The sequence below is a fragment of the Acinetobacter sp. YH12136 genome, assembly GCF_013418545.1.
In the GTDB taxonomy this organism is placed as follows: Bacteria; Pseudomonadota; Gammaproteobacteria; order Pseudomonadales; family Moraxellaceae; genus Acinetobacter; species Acinetobacter towneri.
This window is the reverse complement of the sequence record NZ_VPBV01000011.1, coordinates 32,606-59,348: the sequence shown is the minus strand read 5'-3', so window position 1 is coordinate 59,348 and position 26,743 is coordinate 32,606. Positions and strand designations below refer to the sequence as shown.

Sequence of the window (26,743 nt, the reverse complement as noted above, 5' to 3'; positions counted from 1 at the left end):
ATTCCCAAAAGATGTCAAACAGGAAGCCCATTTGAAACTTTACTTAATGGAAAACGAATTTGGGCTGATAAGAATTTAGCCCAAATTTAACCTGACAGGCACAATAAAAAACGGGGAACTGTCAGATCAGTTTTGAGCTAGTATAAGTGAAGGGTTGTCCTTGTTAGCAGCAGTGTAAAAATGCCCCCTTGGTTATGGTTAATATAGCGGTCTTTTTGAACACTATCTGTACCCTATTCTTTTGAACTGGAAAGCTCTTCAGCCAACTGCTCAGCCTGTTCCAATACAGTTTCTGTAGCCAATAAAGCCATATCAGGTGGATAGCCATACTTCTTCAGCAATCTCTTCACGATGACTCTTAACTTTGCTCTAGCAGCTTCCTTGATCGTCCAATCCAAAGTCACATTCTTACGAATAGAATCAGTGAGTACGACTGCAAGTTCTCTCAATATGTCTTTCTGCATCAATTCTCGAGCACTGTCATTGTCTGCTACTGCTGAGTAGAACGCATATTCGTATTCAGTCAGGTTGAGTTCTTCAGCCAGTTTGTCTGACTCCTGAATTGTCTTAGCTAACTTGATCAGTTCATCAATGACTTCTGCTGCAGTAAGTACCTTGTTCTGATAACCCTTAATTGCTGAAATCAACATATCCATGAGCTTCTTACCTTGGGTGACACTGCGTTGCTCTCGTACCTTAATCTCATCACCAAGTAACTTCTTAAGTGTTTCAAGCGCAATGTTCTTATGCTTATAGTCTTTCATCTCCTGCATAAACTCATCAGAGAGAATCGAGATATCTGGTTTCTGAATCCCTGCAGCATCGAAGATATCTACCACTTGCTCTGTGACTAGAGCTTGGTCAATGGTTTGCTTTACCTTGGCTTCAAGCTCAGCATTACTTAAGCCAGAAATCTTGCCTGTACCATCACTAAACTTAGCAAGACGTGCTTTGACTGCTTGGAAGAATGCCACCACTGGTGCAGCTTCCATAGCATGTGGATGAGGTACAGCTAATGCGAATGCCTGTGACATCGCTGTGACTGCTGTCAGGAAGCGAGTCTTCCCTTCTCCTTGATCTACACCAAGGATATGCTCTTCCGCTTCTAAAATGATGTTGAGCTTACGAGAAGTATCTGCAGTGAAGTACTCTTGGTAGTTGAAGCCATGCAAAATGCCATCAAGCACTTCTAGCTTTTCTTGCAGGATCGTTGCAGCTTCATCCTGCACCAATGCAGGATCACCTTTACCACCTGCTTCTGAGTAAAACGATAAGGCTTCTTTCAAGTCAGATGCGATACCAAGATAGTCCACAACCAAGCCACCAGCCTTGTCTTTGTAGACACGGTTGACTCGTGCAATCGCTTGCATGAGGTTGTGACCTTTCATTGGTTTGTCGATGTAAAGGGTGTGCATACTTGGGGCATCGAAACCAGTCAGCCACATATCACGAACAATAACGAGTTTGAGCTTATCATCATTGTCTTTCATACGATCTGCTAAGCGTTGGCGCTGTTGCTTGGTAGTGTGATGTTTAGCAATCACCTCACCATCTGAAGCTGAGGCAGTCATCACAACTTTGATTACACCATCATTCAGATCATCACTGTGCCACTCTGGTTTGATCTTTACAATCTCGTTGTAAAGGTCTACAGCGATCCTGCGAGACATGCTGACGATCATGCCTTTGCCTTGGTTTGCATTGGCTTTAAGACGCTGCTCAAAGTGTTCTACGATGTCCTTTGCAATGGCTTTGATACGTTCTTTACTGCCGATCAAACCTTCGACTCTTGCCCACTTCGCACGTTCTTTTTGAGTTTGGTTTAAGTCATCTTCAGTAAACTGGTCATCAAAGTCTTCAATCAGCTCTTTGCCTTCCTCACTGATGGCAATCTTAGCTAGGCGGCTTTCATAGAAGATACGAACAGTTGCACCATCCTCCACTGCTTGCGAGATGTCATAGATATCTACATAGTTCCCGAAGACTGCAGGTGTGTTTACATCCGTCTTCTCAATTGGTGTTCCTGTGAAACCAAGGTAAGTAGCATTAGGAAGTGCATCACGCATGTACTTGGCAAAACCATAGACAGTACGTTTACCGACAACCTTGCCATCTTCATCTTTGACATCGACTTCCTTGGCATTAAAGCCATACTGAGAACGATGTGCTTCATCTGCAATCACGACAATGTTGGTTCGGTCTGACAGTTGCTCGTAGACGCTAGTGCCATCATCCGGTTGGAACTTTTGGATGGTGGTGAAGATCACGCCACCTGAACCCACCTTGAGTAACTCTTTGAGTTCTTCTCGGCTGTCTGCTTGTCGTGGTGTTTGTCTAAGGAGTTGGCTTGATGCAGCGAATGTACCAAAGAGCTGATCATCTAGATCATTACGATCTGTGATCACAACGACTGTTGGATTATCCAAAGCCAAGACAATCTTGCCTGTGTAGAAAACCATAGACAAAGACTTACCTGAGCCTTGGGTATGCCATACCACACCGGCTTTCTTGTCACCGACTGCTTGTTGCTGTACCAATTCGAGCTTACTTCTACCTTGATGTTGCATGGCAACTTCTGCTGATTTCGAGTCCGAGTTCACTGCAGACGCACGAATAGTCGAGAGGACTGCTGCATTCACTGCATAGTACTGATGATATGCAGCCATCTTCTTGATGGTCTTAATGGTGATTAAGCCATTGGTATCCTCGTGCTTCGTTGATTCATAGACAATGAAGTGTCGAATCATGTCGAGTAGTGTGACTGGATTCAGTAAACCATGAATCAGGACTTCTAGCTGTGCTTGTGTCTTCTTGGCTTTGGTTTGACCATTGTTTGTCTTCCACGCCATGTAGCGACTGTAGTCTGCTGAGACAGTACCTGCTTTCGCCTCTAAACCATCAGAGATGACGTTGAAAGCATTGTAGGTAAACAAGCTAGGGATTTGGCTTTGATAGGTCTGTATTTGCTTGTATGCGCCTTCTACAGTGGCATTCTCGTCTGTTGCATTCTTGAGTTCAATGACCACCAAGGGTAAGCCATTCACATACAAGATAATGTCTGGTCGTCTTGTCCAGCGATCTTCTTTGATGGTTACTTGATTGACGACAAGGAATTCGTTATTGGTTGGATTCTCAAAGTCAATCAACCAAGCATACTCACCTTGAGTGTTACCCTCTTTGCTCACCTCAATGTTAATGCCCTCAGTGAGCAGTCGGTGGAATGCTTGGTTATTACTGAGTAGATCAGGGGATTGAATATTGGTGACTTGCTTTAGTGCTTCAGTACATTTGTCTTGGCTTAAATGAGGATTTAAGCGTTGTAATGCATCAAGCACTTTGTCTTCCAAGATGACCTGCTTATAGCTTCGTAGAGGGTTAGTGCCCTTCGATTCAATCTCAGGTCCATACACATAGGTATAGCCCAATCCCTCTAGTTGCTCTATCGCCATCAGCTCAATGTCTGATTCGGTCATCTTAGTCACTTGATTATTTCCCCCTAAACTTATCCATATAACCTGGACTCATTAATTTTTTATATGATGTAAAGCTAAGAAACCTTATTCATCGTCCTGCACGTTATAGCCATACTTCTGCACAGCATTCTCAATAGCGCCCTCAAACTTATGGCAAACATATAGATAGAGTTCAGCATCTACCATCAGTACTCCAGGAACACCTAAACCATCATTGAGTGGAATCAGAGTCTTTTGTGAACCAATCTGAACTGTTGGTCGTTGGTATGAGCAATTCACAGTGACTTTATGTGGCGATCTATTCCAGTCAATTTTCTTGGCTTCCCACTCACGACTACCGCCCAGCAAGGTGACTTGAATCTTGGATTCAGTCGCTGTCTTATTCAGTTGTTTGTAAGAGACAAACTTGGCGACTGAACAAGGAGAGTGATAACAGGTTTCTATGACTTTACCTTTTTGTATGCCGCTATGATTGAATTTAGCCGGTGCTGCTTGAACGGTTGCAGCAAAGCTAACTACAGCAATCAAGCCAAATCCCATTTGAATCATGCGCTTTATCATTCTGTTTTTCCTCTTTGTTCTCTTTTACTTAATCCATCGGCACAGCGATCTTATTCACTTTCCAACTCAAACCATCACGAACCATTTTGACAGTGACGGCTTTGGAATCATTTGGATGTTGGATCACAACCTCAAAGTCACTGAATGAGGTATAGCGAGTTTTGTACTCTGCTTGATCTTCTTCTTTGGTTTCTGTTGTTGATGCTCCCTGTGATGAATGTGCTGCATCTTTAAGGTCTTTGCCTTGCATCATCATGGTCATCCCTTCAGGTGTGACAAAACCATCAATCATCTTGTCTACCATGGTAGATGCAAGCATGGCACCTAGTGCTGCGAAACCATCATCTTTATGGGTTGCCATCTCTTTCATCATCATGGCATTCATTTGATCTTTGAAGCTCTGACGCACACTTGGATAGTCGATGTACTTGGACACCTTTTCGCTATCACCTACTTGTGCAGCATTCTTGATGTTATTGATGGCAATGTATGGCGAAGCATACAAGTAGCCACAGATCACTACGACTAAGGCAATGATTGCCCCTATAATTTTTTTATTCAATTCAGCCCCCTGAATGTAAAAAAGGTGAAGCCATCAAATGACTTCACCTCAAATGTTATGCAACTTCTTCTGTTTGGTATTGGACTCTGACTTCGCCGCTCATCAGCTTAGGAAGCAAGGTATCTCGTAGTTGTTCAAGTGTTTGGATTTGCTTCTTGTTAGATGAAACCTTTTGCATCGAAGGAGTAATCAACAGCGAATACTCTTCAAGGTAGTCTAAACTTGGAGTCTTAAAAGAGATATTTAACATATCTTCTGGCTTAACCCTTTGATGACTGCCACTGGTTCCCGAAGCACTCATTGCTAATTCATCAATAACATCTCTTGAATTGAATAAGCTATACAAGAACATTAAATGAGATCCTACTTTAGGCTTCAAATTCTGAAACTCTGTTGAACATACATAATTATCTTTGACATCAGTTAATAACCATATACGAGGCACTCTTGGATTCAGCTTTGAGACTAAAATTGAGTTCTCACATACTCTGTACTTATTACTCAGAATTTCCGCACCCAATTCAATAGTAGGCTTTTCTCCTGAATCAAAAGCAGGCAAACTAAAATGATAGTATGTCTTAAGAGGATCTTTTGATGGGTTCACATTGTCTTTGATATGAGTAGCTATATCACTTACTAGTAAATCATCCCAATCCTCTTTCGCTTCCTCAATAAACCATTGACGAAACAGTGTTTCAGCCATGGCTTCCAAAGTCTTGTTCTGACAGTGCAGTAAGTCGATCTTGTCATCTAATGATGAAAGGATTGAGGCTATGGCTTTTTGTTCAGGGAGAGACGGAAAGCATATCTCTTCTTGATGAACATCATTACGGTTAACTCCAGGCACCGCACTTTTGTCACTAAATTTTTCCCAATCCAATGTTTGCAAAAAGTAGTAGATGAACTTTTTGTCATTCCCCTTAAAGTCGTTTACATAAAGAGATGTGTTTAATGGCCAAAATGGTACATCACTGAAAAAAACTGAACCAATGGTTCCATATCGGCCCGTCACAACACCTGATTCATTTACTTTGGCTTCATTATGAAAATCAGCAAAACCTGAAGAAGCAATGATGGGAACACTACCAGAAACACGAGATTGCTTTGGTAAGTCATAACCACGTTTTAGGGTAAAGAAGCTATCTAATCGCCCAACCTGCCACTCACTCATACAACCACCTTTGCTAAGTTCTCAGCAATGGCTTGGTTTAGCTTGGCTTCCTCAGCAAGCTGTGCTTCAAACTCTGCCTTTAAGCTTGTAAAGCGTACCTTGAAGTCGAACTCATCTTCATCATCAGCTAAACCAACATAACGACCTGGCGTCAGTACATAATCAAGCTCAGCGACTTTCTCAAGTGGTACAGATGCACAGAAGCCTGCAACATCCTCATACTCACCACCCTTGTTACGCCAATTGTGGTAAGTGTCTGTGATGAGCTTAATATCTTCATCAGACAAGACTTTGGTTCTGCGGTTAATCAGATGACCTAGGTTACGAGCATCAATGAACAGAATCTCATTGCTACGATCTTGGTATTGGCTTGAGTTAACACGGTCACGACGCATAAACCATAAAGCAGCAGGAATCTGTGTGTTCAGGAACAGCTTGGCAGGTAGGTTCACAATACAGTCGATGACATTGGCTTCTGAAACCAAGGCTTTACGAATCTCACCTTCACCACTGGTCTTAGAGGTTAATGCACCTTTAGCAAGCACAACGCCTGCCTGACCTTTAGGACTCATGTGATACAAGAAGTGTTGCATCCATGCGAAGTTCGCATTGCCTGCAGGTGGTGTACCTAGAGACCAACGAGCATCACCCACTAACTGCTCACCGCTCCAATCAGAGACGTTGAATGGTGGATTAGCAATGATGTAATCCGCTTTCAGGTCTTTGTGTGCATCATTCAGGAATGAACCCTCAGAGTTCCATTTCACATGCTCTGAGTTAATGCCACGAATGGCTAAGTTCATCTTGGCCAAACGCCAAGTTGTCTGGTTACTTTCTTGACCATAGATGGAGATGTCGTCCACTAAACCCTGATGCGATTCTACGAATTTCTCAGACTGTACGAACATACCACCTGAACCACAGCAAGGATCGAATACACGTCCTTTGTATGGCTCTAGCATTTCAACCAATAAGCTCACGATGGATTTAGGCGTGTAGAACTGCCCACCTTGCTTACCTTCAGCTAAAGCGAACTCACCTAGGAAGTACTCGAATACGTGTCCTAAAACGTCGGCAGAGCGATCTTTTGCATCACCTAGGGCAATGTTACCAATGAGGTCTATCAGCTCACCTAGGCTCGTAGGATCGAGATTTTGACGTGCATAGACTTTAGGTAGTACACCTTTGAGCTGAGGGTTCTCATTCTCAATGGCTTCCATTGCATCGTCTACAATCTTACCAATGGTGACTTGCTTTGCTTGGTTTAACAGGTATGACCAACGTGCGATCTCAGGAACGAAGAAGACGTTGTATGCAGTGTATTCATCACGATCTTCAGGATCAGCTCCTGCAAACTCTCCCTCACCTTCAACCAATAGGTTGTAGTGAGCTTCAAATGAGTCAGAGATGTACTTGAGGAAGATCAAACCAAGGACTACATGCTTGTACTCAGCAGCATCAATGTTCTTACGAAGTTTGTCTGCAGCTTTCCAAAGAATGACCTCAATGGGTTCTTGTTTGGTTTGCTTTGGAGTACGTGCCATGGAATTGTCCTGCAATGAATAGGTTATCTAGTTTTAGTTAAACCAATAGTACCCAATAATACGCTCGTGTGTAAGTATTGATACGTCATTTCTTGTCGTACAATTTAAGTATTAAAAAAGTGTAGCAAGTTGCTACACTTTTCAGACTAATCACAAACCCCACTTTAGCGATCGTTAAAGTGGGGGTATTTTCTAAACTTCTATCGCTTATTCATAGTGATTTATTTTTAAGCGTATTGATGGCTAAAAAATACAATAAAAATTAACTTCGATAAGTGCAAGGCGATTTTCTTCAAGTTTTGTGCTGTAACTGACAGTAAACATTGCTGCGTTACTTGCATAACAGAGACCCTGTAATTATTTTGCAACGGCAAAATTCGTTCAACAGTCTCCTTATCGGGACAATATAGATGCGCGACACGTTCATGAATGATATTGAGATCAATCGCTTTGTCTATTTTACGTATAAGATAATTTTTAGGAATAAACTCTTCTAGCGTAACCATATCAATTTCAGTTTGGGTGGTATAATTTTTCGCATGTGATAATTATAAAAAATTCTCACGTAAGTGTGAGAGTTTTATGAGCAAACTGAAAAGTGTAGCAAGTTGCTACACTTTTTCACTTTTCTGAATAAGCTGTTTTAAAAAATCTTCTAGTTGTAAAAGACTAGCTTCATCAATTTCTGAAATTTTAAGAGAGATATTGAGCTGTTTTTGATTCAGTTTGATATTTCCAGCAACCTTACCATCATATTCGATTTTTCTTACCACTGATGTCGTGGTTACTTTTTCTGGATCTTGACTCAATAGTTTTTCAGCATAAGAAGTAACTTTGCTTTGCTCCAGTTTTTTTTCTTTTAATTTCTCCCAAGCACCGAGTAAAGCTGTTTCCGCCTCCGAAAGTTGCTCTATATGATCCGATAAAAATTTCTTGAACGCTGTTGCAGCAGTACGACCGACTAGACCTGGCTCCAAATCCAGGTCATTCAACATTGCTTTAGGCAGCTTTTCATACGATAGATATTTGTACATATCTTCGCGATTTAAACCCAATGAATTAGCTAAACGTTGCTTGTTCTTCTTCAACTTTTCATCAAGTGAGTTCAAACCAATAAAAATTTCATAATCTGTCAGATCTTGACGCTTTAAATTTTCAGCTAGGGTTAACAAAGATGCTTCTTCATCATTAGCATCAATGATAATGGCTTCAATCACCGACTTGCCGAGTAATTGATGCGCCCGTAAGCGTCGCTCGCCTGCAATCAGTTCATATTTCAGATTATCAAGTTTACGCACTGTAATGGGCTGCAAAAGGCCGATTTCATTAATAGAATCCGCCAGTTCTTTTAATTGAGAATCTTCAAATACTTTACGCGGTTGGTTGGGACTGCGACTGATATCCTCAATAGGAACATTACGTCTAAATTCTTTTAGCTCTTTAATATTGTCTTTCTGTGCTTGCTGATGTTTTTCTGTATTTTGTTTCAATTTTTGAGCTAAAAGCTCTTTAGTGCTTGCCATAATACTCTCAGGTTTAAACTTTCGCTACAATTTCATAAGCAAGGCTTTCAAAAGCCTTACGTACTTTTGAATTTTTTTCTACTTTCAAAAGTGGCTGTTGCAGAATTGCTGCTTGATTAACTTTAGTACTTTGAGGAATGGTAGTTTGTAAAATTTTTCCAACCTGTTTTAAAGCTTCATCCCGAATCAATTTACAAACATTCTGACGTTCATCATGTTTAATCAGTAAAGCGCCTAAAAGCTCTAAATCTGGATTAATACGTTTTATCTTTTCAAGATGGTTTAAAAGATCTGTTACCCCATACAGTCCATATTGTGATCCAGATTCGATAGGGATAATGACATGTGTTGATGATGCTAAGGCATTACTGGTTAATAGTTTAAGACTAGGTGGGCAATCAATTAATATGAAGTCGTAAAGATCTTTTAACAGTTCTAGCTTGATGCTTAATTCTTCTGAAGGACGAGGAGCTTCTTCTTTAAGCTGGTCTTCAGTTTTTCCTAAATTTAATGAGCCATAAATTAATGATACTTTTTCAAAGTTTGTTTCTTCTTGTAATGCATCAGCTAATAATGAAATATCACCAACGAGTAATTCTGCTGAAGTAACAACAATTTCGCTTGGATGTTGGATCCCAATGTGTAAACTTGCGTTTGCTTGAGGATCTAAATCAATGACTAAAACTTTATTGCCAAGATTTGCAAGTTCAGAGGCTAGATGTACAACGGTCGTTGTTTTGCCACATCCACCTTTGTGGTTAGCAACCGTAATAATTTTTGCAGACATACGTGTCAGATGCTTCCGTATTTGAATGTTTAACAATATAAATAACTTTCACTCATCATACTATAGTTTTTAAATTTATAAATCTTATTTATTTAGGTGTAAAACAACTTAAAAAACTAATTTTTAAATAAGCTAGCTTAATTAATAATTAGTATAATTATTTATTTAGCTAATTAATAATTAAGACTGTTTTTTTGCTATATAAAACAAATGCTTATAAGTTTAAAAGTGGAGGGCTTGTCACCGTAAAGTGGAAGGTTTGTCACTCAAAGGTGGAAGGTCTGTCACTCAAAGGTGGAAGGTCTGTCACTCAAAGGTGGGAGGTCTGTCACCGTAAAGTGGAAAGTTTGTCACAAGAGTGGAAGGTTTGTCACTACTATTTTTAAAAAGGTTATATTTTTTAAAAAACTCTTGCAAAAATAAATACTTAATTTGTTGATAAAGTTGGCTAAACAATCTTTAAGGGTGGAAGGTTTGTCACTATGTGTTAGCACCCTGTGGATAAATTTTTTTTATTGGATATTTCCTGATGATTATCTATTCATTTATACCTTTCAAATCTAATGAAAGGTGGAAGCCTTGTCACATCTAGGTTTCTATCTGACATAGCATACCTAAATTTGGAAGAAATAAGTGAAAATGGGTATTTTGAACTGTTAGTTTAGAGCTAAAGGTGGAAGGTCTGTCACTATATGGTGGAAATAATATATTTCATTCCACTTTAAGGACAATAAATCGTCAAAAATGCATATTTCTGATGACAAGCCTTCCACTCTTAGATTCTTGTGGTGAAAGTCTTGAAAGTTTTTCCACTTTTGTATATAAAAATAGAATTAAATATATAAATATCACGGTTATGACAGAATCAGAATCATTGCAAGAAGAATTGAATCATATTCCTTACTGTATAGGCAATATTCGTCATAATGGCGTTGTTAGCACTAGTAACCGCTTAATTCGCCCAATTGAGTTATCAGCCAATGAATATAAGGCGCTCCTATATGCAATGGCTGTTGCAAATTATAGTGAGAAAAATAGGGTAAATGGTGAAATCACAGAACAAACCTATATTTATCTGTATAAGGATGATTTGGCAGATTTACTAGGATTGAATAAACGCAATTCGATTAATGTTGCAATAGACCGGATTTATAAAGAACTTTCATCTAGGGTGGCTCATTTTATTATTGAGGAACCTACTGATGATGGTAAGAGAAAGACTAAAAAAGTACATTCTGTCGTTCCTATTATCCGTGAGTTAAGATGGGAAGATGATTCTAAAAATGCCATTCAGATTCGTTTTACCAGTGAGGTGTTACCGTATTTCACGCAGTTGGCTGGGGGGAATTTCACCACCTATCAATTGAAACATCTGTTTGCCTTGGATTCTGTTGCTAGTATGAGTCTTTATACGTATTTCATTAAAAATGAATTCAAGTACGCAAGCCAAAAGAGTTATGAAGTCCCAATGCTTTTAGAAAACTTGAAAGCTCTGATTGATATTAATGAAACTAAATATGATCGCTGGGTAGATTTTAGACGCTATGTATTAGATAAAATAGTTGCAGAAATTAACGAAAATACAGATCTACAACTAGAGTATGAAACCATAAAAAAAGGGCGCCCAATTGTGGGGGTGAATTTTAAACTGCATCAGCGTATTACTGATAAAACACTAAATGAAACTGCTGTAATTGAAAAAATTTATCTTGATGTTCCATTTGAAGAGAATGCATTAGTAAAAGAATTGGGGGCAAAATTCGATACGAATGTACGTTCCTGGTACATTTTTAATAATGATGAAAAGTATTCGCAGTTCAAGAAGTGGTTTAAAAAAATTGGTTGTCTCACTGACTCTCAAGCAAATATTGTTATTAATGACACTTTATTCCAAATGGATTTTGCTGAAGTTGGTATGAGCTTGAATGACTTTAAACGTAATATGAAGCATAAACTAAAAAATAATCCGGAATTTGTACAAAGTATTCGTGATAGGCTGAATGATATTTTTGGTAAAGAGCTTGTCTAAGGAAAAGTGTAGCAACTTGCTACACATTTTTTAATGTATCACTGAAGAATTCAAGTACTAAGAAAATTGGATACAAAATATCTGTGTGTATAGCTGAATGAAAAATAGTTAAAAGAATAGATATTATTTTTAGATTTTACACTTTTGTTGTTCCTCATATATTTTTGCAGAAAAAAGTTTTTCAGTGCTCAAAAAATGGTGTGGTTAAGATAGGGAGATCAACCAAGTTTTAAGTATATAGAGTAATTTAGATAAAAAATTACTAAATATTTTTATAGCCTTTGTATAAAGCAGCGGATCATGAAAACTATTAAAATAGCCTAAGCTTATTAGCTTTGTTGTAAAAATTTACTCTGAGATGCTTCTTAAGCTAGATATTTGATGCTGTTGCGTCTAGCCACAAATGATAAGCTAAAGACCGTTTTAGCTAAAGATGATGACGATCAACTTGGCGATACCATTGATTTGTAAGTGTCCTCTAAACTCTATGCCAATCTTTTAATTTGGATCACTTTGTATGTCGGCAACTTTTGCAGTACACCATTTAAATAGGCATACAGATCTAGACCATTCAACTTTGCTGACTGGATCAATGTCATGATGTTAGCAACTCGCTGACCACTGCGCAGTGATCCAACATACAACCAGTTCTTACGACTTAAAGCCCAAGGGTGCATTTGGTTCTCCACCAAATCATTGTAAATAGATAGATTACCATCATCTGAATAGCGGCTTAAGGCTTGCCAGCGCTTTAGAGTGTAATTGATTGCCTTAGCGGTGGTAGAGCTTGATGGCACCATCAGATGATGTTGGTTGAGCAATTCATATAGTTGTTGCATCACTGGTTGACTATGCCGTTGCCGGTATTCGCAGCGTTGTTGCGCTGTACCGTCGGTCTTGTGCCTTAACTCTGCTTCTATCGCATACAATTTCTGAATCAGCACCAGTGCCTGTTCAGCAATCTGACTTTTCCCAGTGATATGCAGTTCATGGAATTTACGACATGCATGTGCCATGCAACCTACTTCAATGATCTGACCTGATTTGAAATGTGCTTTATAACCACTGTAATCATCACAGACCAGATGTCCCTGCCAGCCATTCAGGAATTCTTCTGCATGCAGACCTGAACGGTTTCTTGAAAGTCATAGATCACCCCCTTGCTGCAGCACCACCTGTTTTAAGGCATTGACCAGAGGTTCAAGTGTCTACACCACAGCGACCAATCCAATCTGACAGGGTGGATCTAGATAGATCTACACCTGCGCGCAGAAAGATCTGTCGCTGACGATACAGCGGTAAGTGATCAGCATATTTGGATACCAGCACATGGCTAAGTAACTCAAGTGTCGCAATACATTTATCGATCACATAGGCAGGCATCGTTTGCTGAGTCAGGGTGTCACATTGATCACAAACCCATTTACCACGCACATGCTGTTCTTTATAGAACTGCGCTGGTCTGAAATTCAATTTTTCACTGATATTCGCCGATACGACGCAGTGTGCACCCACAGATGTATTGCGTTGATGCAGATTCATGCTCAATACGTACGGTTGCTAAATGATCTGGGAGTAGTCGACGTTTATGTTTATTTATCCAATGAGCCGTAAAACACCCTCATTTATGGAGGTGATATAAGGCTCGATTTTTAATTCTAATGAGGTGATTGTTGTTGCTCGATGTATTGTTTAATAATTTCTAATGGCGCACCACCGCAACTTGAAGCAAAGTAACTTGGCGACCATAAAGAATCACCCCAAAGTTTGTTTTTAATTTCAGGAAAGTCTTTTCTAAGGTGGCGACTAGATAGACCTTTTAAGCTATTCACTAAATTTGAAATAGCAACTTTTGGTGGGTAATTAATTAATAAATGAACATGATCATCCTCCCCATTAAATTCAATCAATACAGCATCAAAATCCAAAGCCCGATATTGGCAATAGTCACCAACATAATATACATTAAATTGTATAAATTGCTGTGTATATAAGTACAATGAAATAAACAACTTACGTTTTCAAATATTTTTTATTGGAATTAATTTTTATTAAGATCGTTTAATTGTGGTCACATAAGTTTTTAAAAATTTACCAAATTATCACCAACATAATTTTGTGATGATTAATTAGGTAAACCGAATGGTAAAAAATCAGGTTGATGGAATTATATATGGCCAGCCTAGGCTTTTATCAGCATTAATTAACTGTATAACCCCCAAAAAAAATTAAAACAGACACTCACCATTAAAACTTAGGTGTAGCACGAGAGTTAAGCAGTATCCGTTACGATGATTTATTGAAGTCATTTTATTTCTAACTGCAATTGAGCAGGCCTACCAATGCAAGCCAGATGTAAACAAAATTTAAAAGCCGGTAGTGCTTTGCCTTGTTTTAAGGAATATAGCTGTAAGCGTGCATTATTTTCTTTTGTTGTTGGGTAACCTTCTAGTTTCTGATTTGCCTTGGCAAGTTTGAGTAGATTCGGCGTAATTTCTTTGTTTAAAAAATTAACCATATCTATTCCAAGTAAATGCCACATGTTGGCAGGAAACAGATCTTTGGCCGCATAGTAGAATTTTTCCAGATTCTGAATATTTTTCCGCGTTGAATGTAAACCTGTATGTGAAGCAGTTACGTGATTAATAAAGAATTCTAAGACATACCTAATATTTTCAGGTGACTTTTGATAGCAGGCTTGTAGATAGTTAAAAAAATGTGTGACCAATAAAAGGTCCTCATTAGTATCAATCATTGACGGTTTGATGTATTGCAGTTCGGTTATATGAAAAAGTCTTGGATTGTTTTTTCTAGATTTAAGTTGTTTGAGTTGGATTGCATTGTCATACCAATACTTGATGAGCTCATGAGATAGGCAAAGTTCTTGTGCTACGCGCTCCGTATCATATTTGTATAACTCTAATAAGCAGAGTGCCTTATAAAATAGATCAAGATCGATTTTAGATTCTGGAGTCGCGACAAAATAGTCAAAAATACAATGTTCTTGCGTTTGATTTACCTCTAATTCTGCATGTAGTGTGTGAGCATTGCTCGCTATCCATTTTTCTTGATTGTTTAGAAGGAGTTTACAGAGCGTTGTAGCATGCATTTCAAAATTGAATTCAGACTGATCATTGAGCGATTTTAGAAAATGTAACTCTTGTGTTGAATTGCTTATCCCCAGCATTTTCTTAACCAAACCATTGCTTAGTAATGGGCGATATTTGGAAAATTGATAACCTGCAATAAAGTAAGCTACATGAATATAACTTTTAAAGGTCTCGATGGGTTCGAGATGCCCCAAAAGATGTGCGATGATAATCCAATGATTTTGATCAATTGAATTACGTAATAACTCAGCCCTGAGCTGATTATATTCAACTTCCGTATAGTCTGTGAGGCTATCAGACAAAAAATGATAATCACATTTAAAAATTAATGCTAAATGATTTGCTGCAGAATGTCTAAATGAATGAAATGTATAGTGATGTTGCTTGAATAACTGATCCATAAAATTTTTAAAGGGTGCAGTCAGCATGTGCTGGCTGAGTTTCTTATTCTCATTGAACTGACTGAATAAATAATCATTCGGTTTTTTTGTTAACCGCTGTTTGACAACATATTGATGAAATTGTTGATACTCAGATGCTTTGAGTAAGCAATACACGGGCACGCTACGTTGCGCGCTGTCAGTCTTTAATCTGTGTTCATTGCCTATTTTTTCTGACCCATATGGCTTGACCAATAATGATATTCTGTTTAATCCTTCAGTATCTTTGATACGTAAACCAATCATTTCATTAATTCGCATCCCAGTTCTGTAAGCAAGCGTATAAATAAGACTAAGATTTTCATAGTCATGTTGAGAGATGATATTTTGTAGATGTGCTTGTTGAAGTTTTTTGATTAACAGTTGAAATGTGACTGGGCTGATAATACGTGTGCGTGGTCTGGTTTGTTGATCCAGCGTCTCTAAAGTGAATGCTGGGGCATCGAATAGTTGTTCTTGAAATTGATGAAAACGTTTGAGTGTTTTTACAATTTGAGCAGCCGATTTTTTAACAGTATCTTCGAGCAGACTTTCAGCAATACAGTTATTTTGATAAATCTGTGCATATATTTTTTGCAGGCGTGTTTCTTCATCGTCCTCAGAAAATTGATATTGTAAAGAATAGATTAGCCAAGGCTCACCAATTCGAGTGTAGTATGTGTAAATTGAGCTTTTGGCTAACTGGCTATTGTTGGAAATGATTTTAGCAAAAATTGTAGCGCAAAAATCAAATCTCTGAGCTAGCAGATCTATATCTTCTTGAGGTGGTTTAAAGAGACTAATTAACCACAGGGTGATTCGTTTACTGTATTCATTAAAGAGTTTTGCATTCTCCATACAATAATCGATCATGAGTTGATAGATTGGGGCATCTGTTTGGCGAAGACGAATAATTTTTAATAAGTCTTTATGAATTTTTAGTACATCTTTTAGTGCATCTTGCTCATGATGCAAATAAACAGTTTGTGGAGGTAAATTCTTAGACTGATGAATGACTTCAGTAGTGAGCTCATGCTTATATTTAAATTTTGGTTGCACAAAACGCTCAAACTCTTGTTCGGGTAAACCACAACTGAGTAAATTCCCGATGAGGCATTCAGAGAGCGCCGGATCTATATCTACGTTGGGAAGCTGTAACCAGTTGTAGCGAGCATGCTGAAGTAAATGCGATAAGCTATTTTTTTTAAACTTTTTCTTTATTTTTCGAAAGATATACTCAAGATAGCCCTCTACGGGAAGATGAACATGTCGAATATCTCTCAGATTAAAATGTATTAGCCACAGACGTGTGACGGGGTCTGGAATAAAATTTCTAGATTTTCGAACAGTATATTCATCAATAAAAATATCGCCATAATGATTAGAATGGGATTCTAAAAAAAGAATATTAAGGTCTTTATAATGGCGTACTTTTACTGGATTTCTGAGGTGTTCAAGCAAGGCATTAAGTTCAGCTTTTTCATTTAAGCCACCAAATAGAATGGCAGACAATATAATATTGCCCACGATTTCCTCATTTGAGAATGAGTCACAGCTTTCAGCCAATTCCCAATAATTATAAAGCTGTTGTACGAGGTCATTTATTTCATGACCATCGGCATTCCAGCTCATGGTCACGATAGGCTTATCTCTTTTAATATCTAAAACAGCATGAGGCAGCTCTAAATCCAAGCGATGCTGAGCATTTAACTCTTTGATGTAATCTTCAAAAAAATCATATGCAAACTTGATCCACTTTTTACTCGTAGAGTTTTTCTTGATGTGGCTATAAACCTCGCCGTAATCACCTAGCAAATGTGGATTCTGATCAAACTGCTGTTCTGAAAAATATTTGCGGAGTGAAGCATGAACTTCATTTTGAATTTTTTGTTCATTTAATTGTCGAGTAAGTTCTCGTTTCTTTTCGGCAAACAGTTGATCTGCTTTTTTAAGCGATGAGGACATTTAAATTCACTCCAATAATTTCAAAATATTCCTGCATTTCATTTAAATGTGTTGCGAGCGCGCGATATTGGTTCAGAGACAAACTAGAAAATGGATGTGCGGCTTCCTGTTGGAAGGCTTCATGTCCAAAAAGTGCAAGTATTAAAGGCTCGGGGATTTGTTTGTTGGTGAGAAAGGCACGTGTTGTATGGCGGTGCCAGTTGGGATGTGCTAACCCAACTTCAGGATGAAAGTCACGCACATTGGAAGGTGTAAGCGGAGTGAGTGTGCCATTTTGTAAAAGATTTAACAGAGGCTGTTCATTATTAAATATGGCATCAATTTGGGCTGAGATTTCGCGGTTAATCGCCATGTAATGTTGTTGGATATGTTCGAGGAAACGAAGATATTTCTTTAATTCACCGATGAGAAATGCACAAAGTGGAATCAAGCGTCCAAAGCCACGTCTACCACCGACCTCTTTGTCAGACAGCATAATTGTCTGTTGCTGAAAACTTATATTATTCAAAAAACCTGGAAAGTCCCGAACAGGTCGTGCAGCGGTAAACAAAAGTAGGATATGCCACATCCAAATGCTATAAGCATTAAAACTTTCTACCCAGTCGTTATCTGAAGTCGTATAAATTTTGGTGTAAAGATAGAAAAGGATGTCCTTTATGACATTTTTACTTGGTGCTTTTTGGCTACCAAAGCAGATGGACTGATCACTATAGACAATATCACCGTAGTCATTTTCAGCGAGCTGTGTACATAGTTCAGATAAAACTTTGACATAATTTTTTTGTAATTTATTTACATTGTAATGGCAGTAAGAGCTTGAAGAAGAGTGACTTGCATCTACACCAGTGATGATGTCAGCAAGTTGCCTATTGCCTGTTTTTTGCAAAATAACATGATGCAGTAATGAGCTAGTTTTTGATAAGTTCAGCTGAGGAATTTTGACTTCATCTTTTATTATTCTAATTTTTTTCTTTAGCTCATCTTCAGTGATGATTGGTTCTGCTTTGATACGATCAATAAAGTGATTTGGGATAGGGATATCTAAATGAACGGTGTTATTGATCAGTGACTCCGGATATTCAAACGTTGCATCTTCAAAAATGCTGAATTTGGTTGAGAGATAGTATTGGTCACTTTGCAATTTAATGACTTGGCGATGATTTAATCTTTTTACACGCCTTTTTTGAAAATTTAACCAGTCTTTAAAGCCAACGCCTGTGATTAAGCAAAGTAATACAACGAGCACGCTTTTATCATTATGTTTTTTATCATCATGATACAGGTATGTAATTAGGTCAGAAATAGTATAAACACTTGGGAGTAAACAACTTGCAGTGAGCAAATGATCTTGTCGTTGCATATGTTTTGGAATTAACGAAAGTGCCATACGTTGGGCATTTTTAGAATGTCTGGCAAGTGGTGTAATCTGATCTGCTTGAACAATAACAGAGGGGTCTTCTTGCTCGTCAAGGGCTTGCTCATTAGCTAAACCTCTATTACTTTTTTTAGTCTCAATGATTTCGTTAATAGTTCCATCGGTATCCCATGTACGATATTGCAGTTTACTATCTACACTTGATTTGGCAATTTTTGGACGGCTTTTTAGTACATAATTGAATGCAATACGTAATTCATCACAGAAATTTTTCTGAAAATCATTTAGTTCTTGATCTGCTTCAGGTTGAAGAGCAGACTCTACAAATTGCTCTAATGATAGAAATAAAGCAGGGAATTTAAGAGTTAAGAATGCTTGATAATCTAATGCGTGAGCATCTTTTTTTTTTGCAAAAAAAGACTTGTTTGCAACGCGGAAACGCTGAAATAAGCGCTTAATCGTATTGAGATGCTCTGTATGTTGTTTTTCAAATAAATCTGGTTTGATCTGCGGCAATGCTAATAAATATAGTGCTGCTTTAAGGACGAGCACATTCCAGGTGAGTAGTTCCGTGTGCGCATGATAAATGCTGGCAATACTGTTGATGTAATACGTGATTGGGGAATCACCAATTTTAGATTTTCTAGACGCTTGGAGAGTAGCGGGAATGCGAGGTGGTGAACTTGTAGAAATATCAGATTCAATCTCACTGAGAACAAGCCCCTTAAGATAATCTGAGCAGTCATGGTAAACCAATAGATCTGCGATAAAGTTAATATGTGCATGAAGACACAAATCCTCTGCATTAAAAAGCTTTTTTAATAAGTCTGATAATAAAATTTTGGGTTGAGGAAGGGGCTTAGTTTCACTTTCGTGCATATGAACAATTCCAAAAATCTGTTGGATTTGGTGAAAAATCATTTTGATTTAAATAATGATCGACGACTTTTGATTGCTTGCTGACTTCGTCAAGTAGATGCTGGCGACGTGCATGGATTTTTCTGTTTCTATTGTGGAGTTGTGTATGGCTAAAATTGAGTAACTTACCAAGCCCCTCAAGACTGAGCGTTTTATGTGCTTTGAATGAATGTAAGCGATTAAAGTCGAGTAAAACTTCAGTCGAAATATATCGGTTGATCGCTTGCTGAAGATGCTGCGGATTTAAATTGTGTATATCAAAAGTATTTGCTTGCAAAAAACTTAAGAATTCAAAGCTTGCATAGTGTTTGAGTTGTTGTTGTAAGTTGGCATCAGGTGGGAACGTATATACATGTAATTCCTGAGGTGAAGGCGGAAGCTTCATGTGATGCAGGTACAAATCAAAATTATCAGCGATCCAGAAATTGGATATTCCTGCTATAGACCAAACATTGAGTTTGTTTGATGCTAAACGAAAATGAGAAGTTAATCGTAGAGCTCGAAAGGCCATGTGATAGCAGTGATGAATGCCAGCAAAATCTGGATGAGTGTTTAATGCGAGTTTAGAAAGATCTCGCTTGAAGATAATTTTGGGGTTATCAAAATTAAATGAACATTCAGAAGTTACTTGTTTACGCGTTCCACGGCACATATTTAGATTATTAAAATATAACTATGATACATTTCTACTATTTAACTGTTTACTTTTCAAGTAATCTAACGGTATTTATTGTGTAAGTGTAGAAAAGTAGACACAATTTATAGTTTTGGTGTGCATAATTTAATTTGGTTCTATTTTTATTAGTAATATTTTTAAGCTATTACCGAGGTTGGGATTGATTGATTGTATGGCTGTGATTCCTGCTACAAAGTAGTAAAAGTTAGATCATAAAAATTTACCCCAACCTTGGCAAGGTCACCGAGATTTATTCCATTAAATGACCTTAATTATAAGTATATGATTTGATTACTGGTATATAGTTTTTGGTGGAGTAAAATTTTGATCAATTTAGATCATTTAATGTGGTTTTGGTCACTTCATTTTAGACATTTTAGTTTATAAAAGTCACCTATGTTTTGATGCTGATTTTCGTGAGAAATAATAACAATATATAGTTTAATATAATGATTATTAATAATTTATAAATCGACTACAACATGTAGTAGCGAAGATGCTCAAAATGCACTTACTACGTAACATCAGTTAAATAAAAGTCTCCCACAAACCCAATACGGTTCACTTGGGCCTATGCAGTCTGAAATAGGTTTATAAACTTAATCTGATCTTAAGAACTTAATCTTAGCTTTGTAGAGAAAATCTCTTGAAGGATGAAACGAGTGGATCAGCGAGTAGATGTACTAAATTTTAAAAAACTATTATATCTAATGAGCGTCTTGATCTTGATTAGCCTTGGGCTATGGTGGGGAAGTAAGCTGCTCTCGAATAAAAATATAGAGGCTAAAGTAGAGAGACAGGTTTCAGAGGCTGAGAGGAGTCCTGAAGTCTCAGAGCAACAAATCTTAATTTCTTCAAAACAAATTGAGCAAGTTGGGATCAAATTACACACATTAGGTGCTTCTTCTACTAACATACAAAAACAAATTATTTTACAAGGGCAAGTACAGTGGTCACCAGAAAGCAAAGTTGTACTGACTAGTCCTGTTTCAGGAATGGTGCAGCAAGTTTTGGTACAACCCTTGGCAGAAGTTACCCGGAATCATCATGTACTTGCTGTACATAGTCCAGATTTAATTCAGATTCAAAATGAAATATTGCAGCTTCGTGCTCAACAACAATTAGCCCAGCAAAATTTAACACGTGAACGTAGCTTATATGCTGAAGGCATTATTGCCGAGAAGCGTGTGCAAGAGGCACAGAATCAAGTACAGCGTCTTAATATTAACTTAGGTGCAAAACAGCGAATGCTGCAATTTATGGGAGGAGGGCAGGTAAATAGTCTAAATTCCATTGTCTATGTTAAAAGCCCAACAAGTGGTTATATAGAAAACTTACAGGTTTCTACAGGTCAGTATGTTGAGGCTGGTACAGTATTAGGTCAACTTGTAAACGCTGATTCACCGTTACAATTGTTATTACAAGCTAATTTAGCTGACAGTAAATATGTGCATATTGGGGATGTTGTTCAGGTTGAAGGTTGTGATATTACAGGGCATATACAAAATATCGCTCCAGCACTTGTAGGGAATACACAAACTCAAAATATCATCGTACAAATGGATACCAAACATAATTGTTTGCGGGTGCAACAATTTGTCAAAGTTCATGTTCAAAGTAAGCAGCCAACAGTAATTGCAGCATGGCCAGTACCAAGTACTGCCATAACCTCACAAGATGGTAAACACATTATTTTTGTTAAAAATCAGAAGGGGTTTGAAGCTGTAACGGTTGAAGTTCTATCAGCTGATCAGCAGCAAAGTTATATTACAGCTGAAAAATTAAAACCCAAAATGCAACTTGCTATCAGTGGTGTAGAGCGTCTCAAGGCGGTGTGGTCTGGCTTTGGTGCAGAGCAAGCACCTATTAGCACTACAGAACGTTGAGGTGAGACATATGTTAAAACGTCTTATCGCCTTTTCACTTAGTCAGCGCATTTTAATATTATTGCTCACATTGGCGATCAGTGTGGCAGGCTACATTGCTTTTACGAAACTACCAATTGATGCTTTTCCTGATGTGTCAAGTACGCAAGTACAAATTGTGATGAAATCGCCCGGCATGACGCCCGAAGAGGTGGAAAGCCGTATTGTTGTACCCATTGAACAAGAAATGTTGGGAATATCTCATCAGACAGTAATGCGTTCGCAATCTAAATACGCGATTGCGATTATCACATTAGACTTTGCTGAAGGCACTGACCCTTATTGGGCTAGACAACAGGTGAATGAACGTTTAAGTAATGTGATGTCTGCATTACCAAGTAGTACGTCAGGTGGAATTGCACCCATGACGACCCCATTAGGTGAATCTTTTATGTTTACCTTACATGGGCCACTCAGTGATATGGAAAAACGAACTCTACTTGATCGGGTGGTTCGTCCACAACTTCGTAAAATTGAAGGGGTCGCCGATGTTAACGCTTTGGGGGGACTTGTTCGTACATTTGAAGTGACCCCTAATTTAGAGGCCCTGGCGGCACGAGGCTTATCTTTAACACAGCTACAACAGGCAATCGAGCTAAATAATGCCAGTGATGGTGCTGGGCGGCTTAATGAAAATGGAGAGTCATTACTGATCCGAAGCGATAGCCGCGTCAGAAACCTTGAAGAGTTAGGCGATATTATTGTTTCTAGCCATCAAGGAACATTGGTGCGGGTTAAAGATGTTGCACAGGTACATACTGGAGCACTCACACGCTATGGTGCAGTGACTGAAAATGGCCAAGGTGAGGCTGTCCAAGGTATTGTATTAACTTTAAAAGGTGCGAATGCACGTCAAGTCGTTCAACATGTTCGTGAGCATTTGTCCGACATTGAAAAAACTCTGCCACAGGGTACAACGATTGAACCATTTTATGATCGTGGTGAGTTGGTAAACCGAGCCATTCATACCGTAAGTAAAACGTTATTAGAAGCTATTGTCTTAGTCTTGATTTTACTTTTATTGTTCTTAGGAAACCTAAGGTCTGCTTTAGTGGTTGCGGCAGTTTTACCATTATCTGCACTAAGTACTTTTTTGATGATGCACCATTTTGGTTTAAGTGCCAATTTAATGTCTTTAGGTGGTTTGACGATTGCGATTGGTTTATTAGTGGATGCTGCAGTTGTAGTGGTTGAAAATATTGAAATGCAACTTGCTGAAGCAAAAGAGTCACCGCAACGTTCTTTTTTACCGCCATTAAATATGATTTACCGCGCAGTGTCTGAGGTTGCAGTACCAGTCACAGCAGGCATGATCATTATTATGTTAGTGTTTATTCCATTGGTCACGCTTGAAGGATTGGAAGGGAAGCTCTTTTCACCTGTGGCTTTAACAATTGTATTTGCTTTATCAAGTTCACTAATTTTTTCTTTGACAGTGATTCCTGTACTGTGTTCATTCTTTCTAAAACCGAAAGCACATCACACACCCTTTTTAGTAGCTAAATTAGAAACTGGTTACCGAAAACTTTTGAATCTGAGTTTAGCCCATCCTAAACAGATTTATGTCTTAGCAGGTGGTACCTTACTTCTGGCTGCATTGATTTTCCCATTCATTGGAAAGTCATTTATGCCAACCATGGATGAGGGAGATACTATTTTACAGTTAGAAAAAATCCCTTCGATTAGCTTACAAAACTCAATTGCATTAGATCTGGATATTCAAAAACGTATTTTGGAACAAGTGCCTGAAGTTGAAAGAATTGTGGCACGTACAGGTTCTGATGAATTGGGATTAGACCCTATGGGGTTAAATGAAACAGATAGTTTCATTGTGCTAAAACCACAAACGCAATGGCAAGTCAAAAATAAAGAGCAAATTTTAGAAAAAATTCGTCTTGTACTTCAAGATGTTCCTGGCGTGAACTTAACATTTAGTCAACCCATAGAGATGCGCACTTCAGAAATGTTGTCTGGAGTACGAGGAGATTTGGCTGTCAAAATTTTTGGAAGTGATTTAGACCAGCTTAATGATTTATCAAAGCAAATTGCAATAGTTCTACAAGGCATTGAAGGCAATGAAGATGTCATGACACTCGAAAATTCGGGAGTACAGTATCAAGAGCTGCGAATCCATCGTGATATGGCTATACGAAATCAATTGGACAGTCAAAATGTTCAAGCCCAACTCAAGATGCTCGTGGAAGGCAAAGAAATAGGTTCCATTATTGAACAGGGGCGCCCTGTTCCATTAATGATGAAAGGGGATCCACGTTTGGGAGAGTCGAGTTTTGAATTTTCCAATATTGCCTTGCCAATTGAGAATGCAGCTGCAGTGCCATTGTTATCTTTAGCAGAAGTGGTTAAGACTGAGGGTGTCGTAAAAATTGATCGTGAAAATGCATCACGAATGTCAGTGGTACGTGCCAACGTACGTGATCGTGATTTAGTTAGTTTTGTAGATGAAGCAAAACAATTGGTTGCAGAGAAAGTCAAGTTACCAACCGGCTACTCACTCAAATGGGGGGGGCAATTTGAAAACCAACAACGTGCGGCTGCTCGCTTAATGCTTGTTGTACCTGCTGCATTAACAATGATCTTCTTTTTACTATTTACGACTTTGGGTTCGGTGCGTCAAGCCGTATTGGTTTTCGTCAATATTCCCTTTGCGTTAGTCGGTGGAGTATTTGCATTAGCATTAACAGGTGAGTATTTATCTGTTCCTGCATCAGTTGGTTTTATTGCCTTGATGGGGATTGCTGTACTGAATGGTTTAGTGATGATTAGTTATTTTAATCAACTGATTTCTCGTGGTGTTGCAATTGAGGAAGTTGTTCGTGAAGGTGCTATGCGCCGTTTACGTCCAGTCATGATGACCGCGAGTATTGCAGCTTTAGGTTTGATCCCATTGTTATTTACTACTGGCCCTGGTGCCGAGATTCAACGTCCATTGGCGATAGTTGTGATTGGAGGGCTTATTTCTTGTACTTTGCTGACTCTGATTTTACTTCCTAACTTGTTTAAAAAATTTGGTTTAGCGCGAGATCATCATGTCTGAAATATGCCAACTCTCTATTAACGTGTCCTCTGATATTGCTGAAGAACTTATGGAGCATTTGTGGTTAATTCCTGAGTTGATTTCAGGGTGTACTTGTGTCAACGCACAAGGGTTTGGTAATCGCCAACATTATCGTAATGTTCAGGAAAAAATTCGCGGAGCAACTGAACGGAATCTTATATTGCTGATTGTACAACACGAATCTGTATCATTGGTTTTGGCGCATATTCAGCAAAAATTTAAATCAAGTGATTGTTTTTATTGGGTCATACCTACATTAATTTCTGGTTATATGAGCCAAGGAGCACTTGACTAATGACATTAAATATCAAATTTAAATCAACACTTCTAGGCCAAATTTGGTATCTGTTTGGGTTGGGCTATTGTTTTACAGTGGCTTCGACAGCAATTGCAAAACCTCAACTTGAAGCTGCTTTGCCACCACTTGAAGCAGTACAACAGAGTCTAGTAGAACATCCGAATGTGCGTGCTGCAATATCAGAGCAAGATTATGCAGACTTTGCCCGACAAGGATTAAAAGTAGGGCAAAATCCGTGGACTGTTACAGCCGGTATGCAAGTACGTAAGACGGATACACAACTAGAGCGAAAACAAGCCAATAGTTATGAACCTAGTTTGGGGATAGAAAAACAAATACGTTTGCCTAATAAATACCGGCTAGATCAAGATCTAGCACAACGTATTTCAAGTATTGCAGAACTGAAGTATGAGAATGCTCAACATCAAGCATCTAAAATGTTGTTAAATAGTTGGTTTGCTTATATGCGAAGCACATTGCATTTGAAGCGACTGCAAGAACAGCTGGATCAAATTCAGCAATTTATCCAAGTGACTGAACAACGTATTCGAGCAGGAGATGCACCACGACTTGAGCTAATGCTCTTGAAGAATGAGTACCAACAACTTGAGGAACAATATATACAAGCTAAAGCTGCATATATTCAAGCTCAGCAATTGTTGGCCCGCGATTATAGAGGAAAGATCCCTGAACAGTGGAGCAGCGATGTTATACAGCCTAGCCCTATACAGTATAGTCAAGCAGAGTGGGTACAGAAAATTTTGTCAGTTAATCATGAGTTAGCACTCGTAAGGATGCAAGCTACACAGCAATACGCAGTATTAAAAAGAGAGCAGCTTAATAGACTGCCAGATCCTACGATTGGTTTTGGTTACAGTAGGGAGCAATCGGGAGAGGAGAATTTATTAGGGGTTAGTGTTTCAATTCCTTTGACTGCGCGACAAGTCGGTATTGCTTCAGGAATGGCAGCGGCAGAAGCAAAAAAAGCGGATTTGGAGGTATTGCGTGTAGAAAAACGTCTGCGTCAAGAAATACAGGGGTGGGTGATTCAAATGGAGTCAGCGACTGTACGGAATACGAAGGCGCAAGAAAACTTACAACTGTTGCAACAACAACATCACTTGATGCAAAAAGCGTATAAATTAGGTGAGTTGAATCTCAATGAGCTTTTGTTGCATTCGCAGCAATTGATTGAAGCACGTAGCCGAGTCGATCAAGCTAAAGTAGATTATGCAGAAAGTATGAGTTCCTTATTACTTGATTCTCATCAATTGTGGCCTTTACATGAGATGGATAGAATTTAACAGTAATATTTACGAGCATAGTAGGGA

The 26,743-nt window shown here is 38.5% G+C and carries 17 protein-coding genes and 1 pseudogene; 5 read left to right on the top strand and 13 right to left on the bottom strand.

From position 1 onward, the window contains the following. Positions 1–233 precede the first annotated feature (233 nt). The 8 genes from FTU71_RS06865 to FTU71_RS06830 all read right to left on the bottom strand — a co-directional run bounded on the left by FTU71_RS06865 (position 234) and on the right by FTU71_RS06830 (position 9,621). Complete coding sequence (locus FTU71_RS06865) at positions 234–3,473, bottom strand: type I restriction endonuclease subunit R (protein WP_154320137.1); 3,240 nt, start codon at positions 3,471–3,473, stop codon at positions 234–236. An 84-nt stretch (positions 3,474–3,557) separates the two neighbouring features. Continuing rightward, positions 3,558–4,034, bottom strand: a complete 477-nt coding sequence (locus tag FTU71_RS06860; RefSeq protein WP_070153126.1) for a hypothetical protein — start codon at positions 4,032–4,034, stop codon at positions 3,558–3,560. Between the two features lie 28 nt (positions 4,035–4,062). Beyond that, entirely contained in the window at positions 4,063–4,596 is a 534-nt protein-coding gene (locus FTU71_RS06855) for a DUF2939 domain-containing protein (RefSeq protein ID WP_167846516.1), read from the bottom strand. 55 nt (positions 4,597–4,651) lie between these two features. Continuing rightward, positions 4,652–5,767, bottom strand: coding sequence for a restriction endonuclease subunit S (locus FTU71_RS06850; RefSeq protein ID WP_104915058.1), 1,116 nt, complete (start codon positions 5,765–5,767; stop codon positions 4,652–4,654). Continuing rightward, positions 5,764–7,311 carry a class I SAM-dependent DNA methyltransferase gene (locus FTU71_RS06845; protein WP_154320136.1) on the bottom strand — a complete coding sequence of 516 codons (1,548 nt, stop codon included), beginning with the start codon at positions 7,309–7,311 and terminating at the stop codon, positions 5,764–5,766. Before FTU71_RS06845 ends, FTU71_RS06850 begins: the two co-directional genes overlap by 4 nt. Positions 7,312–7,538: 227 nt before the next feature. Then, positions 7,539–7,817: a hypothetical protein gene (locus tag FTU71_RS06840; protein ID WP_070153138.1), complete on the bottom strand. Its 279-nt coding sequence runs from the start codon at positions 7,815–7,817 to the stop codon at positions 7,539–7,541. 105 nt (positions 7,818–7,922) lie between these two features. After that, complete coding sequence (locus FTU71_RS06835) at positions 7,923–8,834, bottom strand: ParB/RepB/Spo0J family partition protein (protein ID WP_070153141.1); 912 nt, start codon at positions 8,832–8,834, stop codon at positions 7,923–7,925. 13 nt (positions 8,835–8,847) lie between these two features. Then, a complete protein-coding gene (locus FTU71_RS06830) occupies positions 8,848–9,621 on the bottom strand; it encodes a ParA family protein (protein ID WP_094069344.1) in 774 nt (257 codons plus the stop codon). Between the two features lie 856 nt (positions 9,622–10,477). On the opposite strand from FTU71_RS06830, the gene FTU71_RS06825 reads away from it, so the two are divergent. Then, the gene (locus FTU71_RS06825) at positions 10,478–11,650 is read left to right on the top strand and encodes a replication initiation protein (protein WP_094069347.1); all 1,173 of its coding nucleotides are present in this window, start codon (positions 10,478–10,480) and stop codon (positions 11,648–11,650) included. Between the two features lie 485 nt (positions 11,651–12,135). Here the strand turns inward: FTU71_RS06825 and FTU71_RS06820 are convergent. The 5 genes and pseudogenes from FTU71_RS06820 to FTU71_RS06800 all read right to left on the bottom strand — a co-directional run. Continuing rightward, a pseudogene (locus tag FTU71_RS06820) lies at positions 12,136–13,247 on the bottom strand (IS66 family transposase); the annotation flags it as partial. Between the two features lie 61 nt (positions 13,248–13,308). Continuing rightward, on the bottom strand, positions 13,309–13,626 hold the full coding sequence (gene tnpA, locus FTU71_RS06815) for an IS200/IS605 family transposase (RefSeq protein ID WP_257229519.1): 318 nt from the start codon (positions 13,624–13,626) through the stop codon (positions 13,309–13,311). Between the two features lie 329 nt (positions 13,627–13,955). Next, complete coding sequence (locus FTU71_RS06810; protein WP_154320135.1) at positions 13,956–17,144, bottom strand: tyrosine-type recombinase/integrase; 3,189 nt, start codon at positions 17,142–17,144, stop codon at positions 13,956–13,958. Beyond that, complete coding sequence (locus tag FTU71_RS06805; RefSeq protein WP_070153152.1) at positions 17,128–19,398, bottom strand: hypothetical protein; 2,271 nt, start codon at positions 19,396–19,398, stop codon at positions 17,128–17,130. Before FTU71_RS06805 ends, FTU71_RS06810 begins: the two co-directional genes overlap by 17 nt. After that, entirely contained in the window at positions 19,385–20,089 is a 705-nt protein-coding gene (locus tag FTU71_RS06800) for a hypothetical protein (protein ID WP_094069346.1), read from the bottom strand. The genes FTU71_RS06805 and FTU71_RS06800 overlap by 14 nt, the downstream gene beginning before the upstream one ends. 686 nt (positions 20,090–20,775) lie before the next feature. Between FTU71_RS06800 and FTU71_RS06795 the strand changes: the two genes are divergently transcribed. Genes FTU71_RS06795 through FTU71_RS06780 form a run of 4 tightly spaced genes read left to right on the top strand, consistent with a single transcriptional unit; the run spans position 20,776 to position 26,716 of the window. Then, the gene (locus FTU71_RS06795; protein WP_004974297.1) at positions 20,776–21,999 is read left to right on the top strand and encodes an efflux RND transporter periplasmic adaptor subunit; all 1,224 of its coding nucleotides are present in this window, start codon (positions 20,776–20,778) and stop codon (positions 21,997–21,999) included. A gap of 10 nt (positions 22,000–22,009) precedes the next feature. Then, entirely contained in the window at positions 22,010–25,093 is a 3,084-nt protein-coding gene (locus FTU71_RS06790; protein ID WP_004974298.1) for an efflux RND transporter permease subunit, read from the top strand. Further along, positions 25,086–25,409, top strand: a complete 324-nt coding sequence (locus FTU71_RS06785) for a DUF3240 family protein (RefSeq protein ID WP_004974301.1) — start codon at positions 25,086–25,088, stop codon at positions 25,407–25,409. Before FTU71_RS06790 ends, FTU71_RS06785 begins: the two co-directional genes overlap by 8 nt. After that, a complete protein-coding gene (locus tag FTU71_RS06780; RefSeq protein ID WP_180062408.1) occupies positions 25,409–26,716 on the top strand; it encodes a TolC family protein in 1,308 nt (435 codons plus the stop codon). The genes FTU71_RS06785 and FTU71_RS06780 overlap by 1 nt, the downstream gene beginning before the upstream one ends. The last annotated feature ends 27 nt before the right edge of the window (positions 26,717–26,743 follow it).